Consider the following 12049-nt stretch of genomic DNA (forward strand, 5'->3'; position numbering starts at 1 on the left):
CGGCGTTCGCGATCTTACGGATTAACTCTTCAGTCCCTCCCTACCCGTTATTCCGCCTCTTTTGAAAACTTTCGAACGGTGGCGGAAAATAATCTTCACAGCCTATCTTTATTTGATCAAACTGATTGTCAGTATCGCCAACAGAGTGCGGGGCAGTTTAGAACCCCGCCAACAGTCGTGTCCCGTCTTTTAGGACCGGCACGCCTGCGATGCCAAAACAGTTCGAAATCTGAGCGCCGGTAACCGAACCGCCCGACGTCTCTCAGTTCGACGTCACGCGTCCATCGTCGAGGGAGAACGCCCTCTCTGAAGACCGCCTTCACGGAAGCCGCCGCCTGCCGCCGCACGAGTTTCTGGGACCACGGACGACCGCCGAAAAAACGGGAGGAAACACATGAACCCCTTTGTGCGCTGTCTGCTCGTCACCGCCGCGATCCAGGCGGCCTCCGCCGCCATTCCCACTGGTGCTTTCGCCAACGACGACATTCTGAAGAACCAGAAGGACCCGTCCAACTGGGCATTGCAGCTTGGAAATTATGCCGGCCAGCGTTACAGCACGCTCGACCAGATCACCCGCGACAACGTGAAGAACCTGCGACCGGTGTGGCAGTTCTCCACCGGCGTGCTCCGCGGCCACGAAGGCGGTCCCATCGTGGTGGGCGACACGATGTACATCTCGACGCCCTTCCCCAACAACGTCTATGCGCTCGATCTCAACGACAACGGCCGCATCAAGTGGAAGTATGAGCCGAGACAGGATTCGTCCGTCATCCCCGTGATGTGCTGCGACACCGTCACCCGCGGTGTGGCGGTCGCCGGCAACAAGCTGTTCCTGGGTCAGGCCGACAACACGCTGGTGGCCCTGGACACCGAAACCGGCAAGGTGCTGTGGTCGGCCAAGAACGGCGACGCCAGCAAGGGCGAGACGCTGACCGCCGCCCCGCTGGTGGTGAAGGACAAGGTCTATGTCGGCATCAGCGGCGGCGAGTTCGGCGTGCGCGGCCATCTGACCGCTTACGACATCAACTCCGGCAAGATGGTGTGGCGGGCCTATTCGACCGGTCCCGACAAGGACGTGATGATCGACCCGCAGAAGACGATGATGCTCGGCAAGCCGATCGGCGAGCCCGACCTCGGCATCAAGACCTGGCCGGCCGACCAGTGGAAGATCGGCGGCGGCACCACCTGGGGCTGGTACACCTACGATCCCGAACTGAACCTGATCTATTACGGCACCGGCAACCCGGGCACCTGGAACCCGGCGCAGCGCGCGGTCGACAAGGACCGGGCGAAGAGCGACAACAAATGGTCAATGACCATCTTCGCCCGCGATGCCGACACCGGACAGGCGAAATGGGTGTTCCAGAAGACGCCCTTCGACGAATGGGATTATGACGGCGTCAACGAGAACATCCTGGCCGACGTCACCATCGGCGGGGGCAAGCGCAAGGCGCTGATCAATTTCGACCGCAACGGCTTCGCCTATACCATCGACCGCACCAACGGCGAACTGCTGGTCGCTCAGAAATACGATCCGTCCGTCAACTGGGCGAGCGAGATCGACATGAAGACCGGCCGGCCGAAGGTGAACGACAAGTACAGCACCTTCGCCCAGGGCGAGGATCACAACACCACCGGCGTCTGCCCGGCGGCGCTGGGCTCCAAGGACCAGCAGCCGGCCAGCTACTCGCCCGACAGCGGCCTGATCTATGTGCCGACCAACCACATCTGCATGGATTACGAGCCGTTCAAGGTGGAGTACTCCGCCGGCCAGCCCTATGTCGGCGCGACGCTCAGCATGTATCCGGCGCCCGATTCCCATGGCGGCATGGGCAACTTCATCGCCTGGGATCCGTCCGCCGGCAAGATCGTCTGGTCGAAGCCCGAGCGCTTCGCGGTGTGGAGCGGCGCCCTGTCGACCAAGGGCGGCATCGGCTTCTACGGGACGCTGGAAGGCTATCTGAAGGCGTTCGACCTGAAGGACGGCAAGGACCTGTACAACTTCAAGACCTCGTCCGGCATCATCGGCAACGTCAACACCTACATGCACAAGGGCAAGCAGTATATTGCTGTGCTGTCGGGTGTCGGCGGCTGGGCCGGCATCGGGCTGGCCGCCGGTCTGACCGGCGAACAGGAAGGGTTGGGCGCCGTCGGCGCACACAAGGCGCTGGGCGAATACACCCAGCTGGGCGGCACGCTGACCGTCTTCGCCTTGCCGGACACTCAGTAACGAACAAGCGGGCGCCGGTTCCCAAGGCTTGGGGGCCGGCGCCTGCACAATTTCCAGGCTGATGGCGCCTACGCATGAAGGCAGTGGGGAGAGAAAGCAAGATGCCCAAATACCTGATCGGGCTGTGCGCCGCCGTCGGGTTCACCGCAACCGTGACCCTCGGCACCGCATTCGGCCAGCAGGATGCAGCACAGAAACCGGAGCAGAGCCCGACACCGCCGAACCAGACGCAAGCCGCTCAAACTCCGACCACGCAAAGTCCAACCGCCCAGGCTCCAGCCCCCCGGGCGCCATCCGGCGGAAACGCCGCGCAGGAGGCGAAGGTCGCCGACCCGGAGGAACTGGTGGACGATCAGGGCGTGCCGCTCTACGCGGTGCGGGACGGCAAGGTGGACCAGGGGACCTACAACGGCTATCGGCGCTATGCCTCGTCCTGCCATGTCTGTCACGGGCCGGACGGGCTCGGTTCGTCCTTCGCGCCGGCGCTGGCCGATTCATTGAAGCGGATGGACTATTGGCAATTCACCGACGTGGTGACCAACGGCCGCAAGAACATGGGCGCCACCGGCGACAAGGTGATGCCGACCTTCGGGTCCGATCCCAACGTGATGCTCAACCTCGCCGATATCTACCGCTATCTGAAGGCGCGTTCGGACGACAAGATCGGCCGCGGACGACCCGAGCGGTTCAAAGCTCCGTCGTGAGTCCGGCATGACCCGCCGACTCTTCTTTTCCAGGCGTGTCCTGCACCTGGCCGTCGCGCTCTGCGCGGCGGCTGCGTCCATTGGCCAGCCTGCCAGTGCGGCAGAGGGCATCCCCACCGAGGTGCTGCGCGTCTGCGCCGACGCCAGCCTGCTTCCCTTCTCCAACGAGCGCCGCGAGGGGTTCGAGAACCGGATCGCCCAGTTGATCGCCGACGATCTGAAGGTGCCGCTGACCTTCACATGGTGGCCGCAGACCATCGGCTTCGTCCGCAACACGCTGCGCACCCGTCAATGCGATCTGGTGATGGGCACCGCGGTCGGCGAAGAGCTGATGCAGAACACCAATCCCTATTACCGGTCGACCTATGCGCTGATTTATCGGAAGGATTCCGGAATCACGGCGAAGACGCTGGCGGATCCGTCGCTGCAGGGTGCACGCATCGGCGTCGTCGCCCGCACGCCGCCTTCGGCGGTGATGCTGCGCCATGGGTTGATCAACATGGAGCCCTACCAGCTCGACACCGACACGCGCGCCCACCATCCGGCCCAGCAGGCGGTGGAGGACGTGGCGGCGGCACGCACCGATGCCGCCATCGTCTGGGGGCCGATTGCCGGCTATTTCGCCGCCCGGCAGCAGGTGCCGCTGGCGGTCGTGCCGCTGATGGACGAGCCGGGGGCTTCGCCCTTTCAGTACATGATCTCCATGGGCCTCCGTCCGGACGAGCCGGACTGGCGGCACTGGCTGAACGACTTCATCGTCCGCCGTCAGGGCGACATCGACCGCATCCTCACCGAATACCATGTCCCGCTGGTCAATGCCGACGGAACCATCCGGGCAGAGGTGACGGAACCGGACGGCTATCGCATGGCCGATTACCGCTCCCCCACTCCACCCGGCCTGCGTGGTGCCGAAACCGTGGGAGCGGCGGAGGTGGAGCGGCTGGCGAAGGCCGGTGCCGTCCTGATCGACGTGCTGCCGACGCCACCGAAACCTGCAGGTCTGGCGGCGGACAGCCGTTGGGTGCCACCACCGCATCGCAGTCTTCCCGGTGCCCATTGGCTGCCGAATGTCGGCTACGGTGCGCCATCGGACGAACAGGAGGCCTATTTCCGCACCGGCTTGGAGGCCCTGACCGCGGGTGACCGCAAGCGTCCGCTGGTGGTGTTCTGCCAGCCCGACTGCTGGATGAGCTGGAATGCGGCCAAGCGCGCGGTGGCCCTGGGCTATCAGGCGGTCAAATGGTTCCCGGCCGGCACCCAAGGCTGGACGGCCGCGGGGCACGAACTGGTCACGGTCGAACCGGAGCCGAACCCCGCATCCTCAAACCCTGCATCGAAGATTGCGAACTGAGTGTTTCGCTCAGGACAGCAACGCCGTCAGCATCCGGGCGATCTGGCCGAGCCGCTGCTCGATCCGTGCCGGCTGCTCGCACACCGCGGTCTGCGACCGGCGGCGGTCGTCGAGGATGCGGCGGTCCCACGCAATGGCGTCTTTGATCTCCTTCGCGCGGGCCGCATCGCCCGATGCGGCGTCGAGGTCGCGCAGGCTGGCGGCGATGCGGTCGCGCAAGGCCCGCTGGTGCTGAGCGTACCGCTCGATGGAGGCGATGGCGGCGGTGCGCTGACGATCCAGCGTCTGGAAGGTTCCGGCGAACACCAGGGCGAGCCTGCGGTCATGCTCCTGTTCCCCGCCTTGCTTGACCGGGCCCGCCAGTGCCTCGACCTGCGGTTCCAGCGTCGCGGGATCGATACTGTCGTCGGCGGCGCGCCGGACGAGGGTGGCGACCGTGGGGTCTCGTTGCCACTCGTCCATCAGGCCGTCGAGTGACGGGCCATCCCAGACCGAAGCCGGGGACAAGCTGGGAACAAGGATTTGCTGGCAGGGCCAGTCGGGGTTCTTCGGATCCTGCGCCATGCCAGCGGTGGGCAATCCGGCGCCCATAACGATTGCCAGAGCCGCGGCGAAGGCGGGTCCGAGGACGGAGGAATGTCGTTGCATGGCAGGAATGATGGCCCCACCAACGATCCGGCGCAATCGGAACCGCTGCGCAAAAGGAGAAGCCCGATGGATCATGTGGGGAGGTGGGCCGCAGCCGCTATCATCGCCGTTGCGATGGTCGCTTTGCCGGCATCGGCGCGGACGCTGGTGTTGGATCTCGAACTGGAGGACAGCAGCGGCGAAGCCCCATCTGCGGAGCATGCGGAGCGGTTGAAACGGGTCAGCGCGGAGTTGCGTCATGCCCTCGATGCCAAGGGGTATGACGTGATCGGCGATGCGGCCACCGATGGACTGGTCTCGCCGGGAGCGGCGATCCGGTCCTGCAACGGCTGCGAGCGCGACATCGCGCGGGCGGCCGGGGCCGATCTGGTCGTCTTCGGCATCGTCCGCAAGGTCAGCAGCCTGATCCTGTGGATCAGCGTGGTCGTCGAGGATGTCGGCACCGGCCAAGCGGTGACAACGGCGCGCGGCGACATCCGCGGCGACACAGAGACCGCTTGGTCTCGCGGCGTCGGCTGGCTGGTCGATCATAGGTTGGCGGAACACGCGCCGGGAAAGCGGTAGGCGGGCGGCGGGGAGGACCGAGGAATGCCGGACGAATCTCAAAGCGGCTACAGCAGCATCATGAACGTCCTGCGACCGCCGCCACCACGCACAGCGGCCCTGATGCGCCGCTACGATCTGGTACTGCGTGATTATGTCGGCGATTTCCGCATCGGCGTCTGGGACCATGAGAAGACCCGGACCCAGCGCGTGCGGGTCAGCCTGACCGTCACGGTGGAGGTGCCGAACCGGCCCTTCGTCGACGATCTCGACGCCGTCGTCTCCTACGAATATCTGATCAAAGGCGTCGAAGCCTTCACGCAAAGCCCGCACATCCAACTGCTGGAGATGCTGGCGGAAAAACTGCTGGCGCTGTGCCTGTCGCCGCCGCAGGCGGTCTTCGCCCGGGTGCAGGTGGAAAAGCTGGAGATCGTCCCGCAGGCCGCCGGGGTGGGCGTGGTGCTGACCGGCGCACGGGAGCCGTCGTAACGGTAGCAAAGCCAGCCGTGGGGCCGCAGGCGGCGGCGCGCACGCCGCCTGCGGGACCGGTTTCAACCTCGCTACTCCGCCGCCTCGGCCATCTGCGCCTTCTCGATCTTGATCGCGCAGTATTTGAACTCCGGGATCTTGCCGAAGGGATCGAGCTGCGGATTGGTCAATACATTCGCCGCCGCTTCCGCGTAGGCGAAGGGGATGAAGACCAGCCCCACCGGCATGCGGTCGTCGATGCGCGCCTTCAGGCGGATCGTGCCGCGACGGCTCGACACCAGCATGTAGTCGCCGGTCCTCATCCCGGCGCGGGTGAGGTCATGCGGGGAGACATAGGCAACCGCCTCCGGCTCCACCGCATCCAGCACACTGGACCGTCGGGTCATCGATCCGGTGTGCCAATGCTCCAACTGGCGGCCGGTGGTGAGGACCAGCGGGTAATCGAGGTCCGGCGTCTCCGCCGGGTTGATCGGCCGCGCCGGCACGAAGCGCCCGCGGCCCGTCTTCGTCGGGAAGCCGTTGCCGAAGACAATGTCGTGGCCGGGCTGGTCCGGACCATCGACCGGATAGGTGACGGAGCCTTCGCACTCGACCCGCTCCCAGCTGATGTTGGCGAGCGACGGCATGGCGCCGACCATCTCGGTGAACACCTCCGACACGTGGGTATAGTTCCAGTTCAGGCCCAGCCCGCGCGCCATGTCCTGGATGATCCACAGATCCTGGCGCGCTTCACCCGGCAACGGCACCGCCGCACGGCCCATCTGGACCTGACGGTTGGTGTTGATAACGGTGCCGTCCTTCTCCGGCCAGGCCGAGGCCGGCAGCACGACGTCGGCGTATTTGGCCGTCTCGGTCAGGAAGATGTCCTGCACCACCAGATGGTCGAGCATCGCCAGCGCCTCGCGGGCGTGGGTCACATCCGGATCGGACATCGCCGGATTCTCGCCCTCGATATAGAGGCCGTTGATCCGGCCGTCATGGATGGCGTCCATGATCTCGACCACGGTCAGGCCGCGCTTGCCGTCCAGCTTGGTGCCCCAGTAGTTCTCGTAGAAGGACTGGACCTCCGGATCCTCGACCGACTTGTAGTCGGGGTAGAACATCGGGATCAGACCGGCGTCGGACGCGCCCTGGACGTTGTTCTGGCCGCGCAGCGGATGCAGGCCGGTGCCGGGGCGGCCGATCTGGCCGGTGACCAGCGACAGCGCGATCAGACAGCGGCTGTTGTCGGTGCCGTGGATGTGCTGCGACACGCCCATGCCCCAGAAGATGATCGACGCCTTGGACCGTGCGAACAGCCGCGCGACCGTACGCAGAGTGGCGGCCGGGATGCCGCAGACCTTCTCCATCTCCTCCGGCGGGTAATCCTTCACCGTCTCGGCCAGCGCCTCGAAATCCTCGGTGTTGGCCTGGACATATTGGCGGTCGTACAGCCCCTCCGCGATGATGGTATGGAGGATGGCGTTCAGCATCGACACGTCGCGGCCCGGCGTGAACTGCAGCATGTGCGTGGCGTGGCGCGCCATGGCGAGACCGCGCGGATCCATGACGATCAGCTTCGCCCCGCGCTCCGCCGCGTTCTTGAAGAAGGTCGCGGCGACGGGATGGTTCTCCGTCGGGTTGGCGCCGATGATGACGATGACCTCGGCATCTTCTGCCGCCATGAATGGGGCCGACACCGCCCCCGACCCGACGCCCTCGATCAGCGCCGCGACCGACGAGGCGTGGCAGAGCCGCGTGCAGTGATCGACATTGTTGGTGCCGAAGCCGGTGCGGACCAGCTTCTGGAACAGATAGGCCTCCTCGTTCGACCCCTTGGCCGACCCGAAACCAGCCAGCGCGTTGCCACCGCGCTCGTCCCTGATCTTGCGCAGGCCGCCGGCGGCCACCGACAGCGCCTCGTCCCAGCTCGCTTCGCGGAAATGGGTGAAGGGGTTCATCGGGTCGATGTCGACGTCGTGCTTCGACACGCCCTCCTTGCGGATCAGCGGCATGGTCAGACGGTCGCCGTGATGGGCGTAGTCGAAACCGAAGCGGCCCTTCACGCACAGGCGGTTCTGGTTCGACGGACCGTCCTTGCCGTCGACGGCGACGATCTTGTTGTCGCGGATCTTGTAGGTCAGCTGACAGCCGACACCGCAGTATGGGCAGACGGAGTCGACTTCACGGTCGGGGGCGTTGGCGTAGACGCCCTTCTCGTCCACCAGGGTCGCCGGCATCAGCGCACCGGTCGGGCAGGCCTGCACGCACTCGCCGCAGGCGACGCAGGTGGATTGGCCCATCGGGTCGTCGAAATCGAAGACGATCTTTTCCAGATGCCCGCGCGCCGCCATGCCGATGACGTCGTTGACCTGCACCTCGCGACAGGCGCGGACGCACAGGTTGCAGTGGATGCAGGCATCGAGCTGGACCGCCATCGCCGGATGCGACATGTCGTCGGTCTTGGTCGGCCGGTCCACGGCGGGAAAGCGGCTGCCGGCGATCTCGACCTTGTCGGCCCAGTTCCAGAAGGTGGAGTTGGGATCGTGCGCGCTCTCCCGCTCCGGCTGGTCGGCCAGCAGCAGTTCGAAGACCAGCTTGCGCGACGCCTTGGCCCGCTCCGACGCGGTGCGCACCGTCATGCCGGGCTTGGGCTTGCGGATGCAGGAGGCGGCGAGCACGCGCTCCCCCTCGATCTCGACCATGCAGGCGCGGCAGTTGCCGTCCGGGCGGTATCCCGGTTCCGGCCGGTGGCAGAGATGCGGGATCTCGGTACCGAGCCGGGTTGCAACCTGCCAGATCGTCTCGCCGTTCCGCGCCGTGACCTCGGTGCCGTCCAGGGTGAACGTGATGCCGTTGGACATGTCGGTCTCCTTACCCCTGCGATCCGGTTGCGCCCTGGGCGGGACCCTGAACCCTGCCCTGGCGCGACACGAAGTCGTCGCGGAAATGCTTCATCACCAGCTTGATCGGGTTCATCGCCGCCTGCCCCAACCCGCAGATCGAGGCATCGCCCATGACGGTGGCGAGGGCGGTCAGCAGTTCCTCGTCCCATTCCGGTTCGCCGATCAGGCGCACGGCCTTCTCGGTGCCGACCCGGCAGGGGGTGCATTGACCGCAGCTTTCATCCTCGAAGAATTTCAGCAGGTTGAGCGCCACGTCGCGCATGTTGTCCTTGTCGGACAGCACGACGACGGCGGCCGAACCGATGAAGGAGCCGTGTGCCTCCAGCGTGCCGAAATCGAGCGGAATATTCGCCATCGACGCCGGCAGGATGCCGCCCGACGGACCGCCGGGCAGATAGCCCTTCAGCGTGTGGCCGTCGGCCATGCCGCCGCAATACTGGTCGATCAGCTCCTGCAGGGTGATGCCGGCCGGGGCCAGCTTGACCCCCGGCTCCTTGACCCGACCGGAAACCGAGAAGGTGCGCAACCCCTTGCGGCCGTTCAGGCCATGGCTGGCGAACCACGCTCCGCCCTTCTCCAGGATTTCGCGGACCCAGAATACCGTCTCGATGTTGTTGATCAGCGTCGGGCGGCCGAACAGGCCGACCACCGATGGGAAGGGCGGCTTGTGCCGGGGCAGCCCGCGCTTGCCTTCGATGCTTTCCAGCATCGCCGACTCCTCGCCGCAAATGTAGGCGCCGGCACCGCGGCGGAGATGGATGCGGGTGTGGCGGGCGAAGCCGGCGGCCTCGACCTTCGGGATTTCGCGCAGCAGGATTTCCCGGCATTGCGGATATTCGTCGCGCAGGTAGATGTAGACGTCGGTCGCCTCGACCGTCCAGGCGCCGATCAGCATCCCTTCCAGGAAGCGGTGCGGGTCGCGCTCCAGATGGAAGCGGTCCTTGAAGGTGCCGGGCTCGCCCTCGTCACCGTTGATCGCCATCATGCGCGGTCCCGGCTCCGCCCGGACATAGCGCCATTTCAGGCCGGTGGGGAAACCGGCGCCGCCCAGGCCGCGGATGCTGGAATCCTCCAGCCCCTTCAGCACGGCATCGACGTCGCGTGCGCCGTTCAGGCATTCGGCCAGCATCTTGTAGCCGCCGCCGCGGATGTAGTCGTCAAAGCCCAGATAGTCGGGAATGTCCGGATGGACATGGCCATGGGCCACGGCGTCGAGCACGCTCTCGACCGTCGCGTTCTCGTGCGGGGCATGACCGATCGCCACGACAGGGGCATTGTTGCAGCCGCCCATGCAAGGTGCGCGCACGACGCGGACCTCGCGCTCGTCGACACCGGCCTTCAGCGCCTCATGCAGCTGTTCGGCCCCGGCCAGCGCGCAGCTCAGGGAGTCGCACACACGGATCGTCAGCTTCGGCGGAGCCGGCTCTCCGTCCATCACGATGTCGAAATGGGCATAGAAGGACGCCACTTCGAACACCTCGACCAGCGCCAGCTTCATCTCCTTCGCCAAGGCGGCGAGATGGCGGGCATGCAGGCAGCCGTAATGGTCCTGAAGCAGATGGAGATGCTCGATCAGCAGATCCGGCTGACGGGAACGGTCGCTGAGAAGCGCCCGCACCTCGTCAAGGCTGAGGGGATCGACCTGACGGCCCTTCTGCTGGTCGCGTGTCTTGCGGCGGCCGGAGCCGGGATGGATGCTGCGGGCGGGAACGCCGCCGGGCGGCGTCGCGCTGATGATCGGAGGGAATGCGGTCACGACGGTTCTGGCCTCTGCTGGGTGGTCCGCGCTTCTGGTTGTCGCGATCCCAAGTTCCTGGCGTTTCGTATACCAGATGCCACGTTAACCGATATTTTGCTGAATGTCAGCATTCTAAATCATGTACGGCCTCGCCCCGATGGGAATGTCGGATGGGCTGTCGGCATAGGTCATATTGCCGTGGACAACGGCCTCAAGCGCGTCTGGAATTTCGATAAGACGGTGGATCGGGGAGCGCAGCATGGCGTCGCTGACGCAAGACGCCCCCAACCGCCGAGCGGGCGGTTGAGGGCGTGACCGAGACGCGAAGCACTGTCGATCAGCGCCGCACTCCGTCAGTGCGACGCCATCACCGTCGGCGACCGCCGCTCCATCGCCGCGAACTCCAATGCCGCGGAGCGGGCGGCCATGCGCTCCAGCGGAAGCGGAACGATCAGCTCCGCATGTCCGGCGGATCCGAAGGCTTCGAACCGTTCGCGGCAGAGGCCACGGGCGGCCCTGGTGGCCTCGGCCAGGAACCGGCGCGGGTCGAATTCCTCCGGTCGCGTCATCAATGCGCGACGCAGGCTGCCGCTCATGGCGAGGCGGATGTCGGTGTCGATGTTGACCTTGCGCACACCGTTGCGGATGCCCTCGCGGATTTCTTCCACCGGGACGCCGTAGGTCTCGCGGATGCGACCGCCATGGGTGCGGATGATCTCCAACCACTCCTGCGGTACGCTGGAGGACCCGTGCATCACCAGATGGGTGTCGGGGATGCGCTGATGGATAGCGCGGATACGGTCGATGGCCAGCACCTCGCCATCCGGGCGGCGGCTGAACTTGTAGGCACCGTGGCTGGTGCCGATGGCGATGGCGAGCGCGTCCACGCCTGTGCGTGCCACGAAATCGGCCGCCTGCTCCGGATCGGTCAGGAGCTGGTCGCGCGACAGCGTGCCGGCGGCACCGGAACCGTCCTCCTCTCCCGCTTGGCCGGTCTCCAGCGAACCGAGGCAGCCCAGTTCGCCCTCCACCGAAACGCCGACGGCGTGCGCCTGCTCCACCACCTGCCGGGTGACGCGGATGTTGTAGTCGTAACCGGCCGGAGTCTTCATGTCGTCCAGCAGCGAGCCGTCCATCATCACGCTGGTGAAGCCGGAACGGATGGCCTGCTGGCAGACCGCCGGGCTGGCGCCATGGTCCTGATGCAGACAGACGGGAATGTGCGGCCACATCTCCGCCGCCGCCTGCACCATATGGCGCAGGAACGGCTCGCCGGCATATTTGCGCGCTCCGGCCGACGCCTGGAGGATCACCGGGCTCGCGCAATCGTCCGCCGCCTGCATGATCGCCTGGATCTGTTCCATGTTGTTGATGTTGAAGGCCGGCACGCCATAGCCATGCTCGGCCGCATGGTCGAGGAGCTGCCGAAGGGAGATCAGGGCCATCGGGGAGGTCTCCGGT

9 protein-coding genes are annotated in these 12049 nt (G+C 65.9%); 5 read left to right on the forward strand and 4 right to left on the reverse strand.

From position 1 onward, the window contains the following. Window positions 1–394: 394 nt before the first annotated feature. The 3 genes from GBZ48_RS02840 (at window position 395) to GBZ48_RS02850 (ending at window position 4285) form a co-directional block, all read left to right on the forward strand. Entirely contained in the window at window positions 395–2230 is a 1836-nt protein-coding gene (locus tag GBZ48_RS02840; RefSeq protein WP_209798247.1) for a methanol/ethanol family PQQ-dependent dehydrogenase, read from the forward strand. Between the two features lie 101 nt (window positions 2231–2331). Further along, window positions 2332–2934: a c-type cytochrome gene (locus GBZ48_RS02845; RefSeq protein WP_246306943.1), complete on the forward strand. Its 603-nt coding sequence runs from the start codon at window positions 2332–2334 to the stop codon at window positions 2932–2934. Between the two features lie 7 nt (window positions 2935–2941). Next, the gene (locus GBZ48_RS02850) at window positions 2942–4285 is read left to right on the forward strand and encodes a quinoprotein dehydrogenase-associated putative ABC transporter substrate-binding protein (protein ID WP_174469618.1); all 1344 of its coding nucleotides are present in this window, start codon (window positions 2942–2944) and stop codon (window positions 4283–4285) included. Window positions 4286–4294: 9 nt separating this feature from the next. On the opposite strand, the gene GBZ48_RS02855 is transcribed toward GBZ48_RS02850, so the two are convergent. Continuing rightward, on the reverse strand, window positions 4295–4849 hold the full coding sequence (locus GBZ48_RS02855) for a hypothetical protein (protein WP_174469619.1): 555 nt from the start codon (window positions 4847–4849) through the stop codon (window positions 4295–4297). Window positions 4850–4999: 150 nt separating this feature from the next. Between GBZ48_RS02855 and GBZ48_RS02860 the strand changes: the two genes are divergently transcribed. Together GBZ48_RS02860 and GBZ48_RS02865 are read left to right on the forward strand one after the other, a co-directional pair. After that, a complete protein-coding gene (locus tag GBZ48_RS02860) occupies window positions 5000–5497 on the forward strand; it encodes a DUF3280 domain-containing protein (RefSeq protein ID WP_246306944.1) in 498 nt (165 codons plus the stop codon). Between the two features lie 24 nt (window positions 5498–5521). After that, on the forward strand, window positions 5522–5965 hold the full coding sequence (locus tag GBZ48_RS02865) for a dihydroneopterin aldolase (protein ID WP_174469620.1): 444 nt from the start codon (window positions 5522–5524) through the stop codon (window positions 5963–5965). A gap of 71 nt (window positions 5966–6036) precedes the next feature. Here GBZ48_RS02865 and fdhF read toward each other — a convergent pair whose 3' ends face one another. The 3 genes from fdhF to fba all read right to left on the reverse strand — a co-directional run bounded on the left by fdhF (window position 6037) and on the right by fba (window position 12033). Beyond that, window positions 6037–8808 (reverse strand): formate dehydrogenase subunit alpha, encoded by a 2772-nt coding sequence (fdhF, locus tag GBZ48_RS02870; RefSeq protein WP_174469621.1) that lies wholly within the window; start codon window positions 8806–8808, stop codon window positions 6037–6039. Window positions 8809–8818: 10 nt separating this feature from the next. Beyond that, window positions 8819–10606 (reverse strand): NAD(P)H-dependent oxidoreductase subunit E, encoded by a 1788-nt coding sequence (locus tag GBZ48_RS02875; protein WP_343049157.1) that lies wholly within the window; start codon window positions 10604–10606, stop codon window positions 8819–8821. A 335-nt stretch (window positions 10607–10941) separates the two neighbouring features. Beyond that, window positions 10942–12033, reverse strand: coding sequence for a class II fructose-bisphosphate aldolase (fba, locus tag GBZ48_RS02880; protein WP_174469622.1), 1092 nt, complete (start codon window positions 12031–12033; stop codon window positions 10942–10944). Window positions 12034–12049: the final 16 nt, after the last annotated feature.

This window comes from Azospirillum melinis, from assembly GCF_013340935.1.
In the GTDB taxonomy this organism is placed as follows: Bacteria; Pseudomonadota; Alphaproteobacteria; order Azospirillales; family Azospirillaceae; genus Azospirillum; species Azospirillum melinis.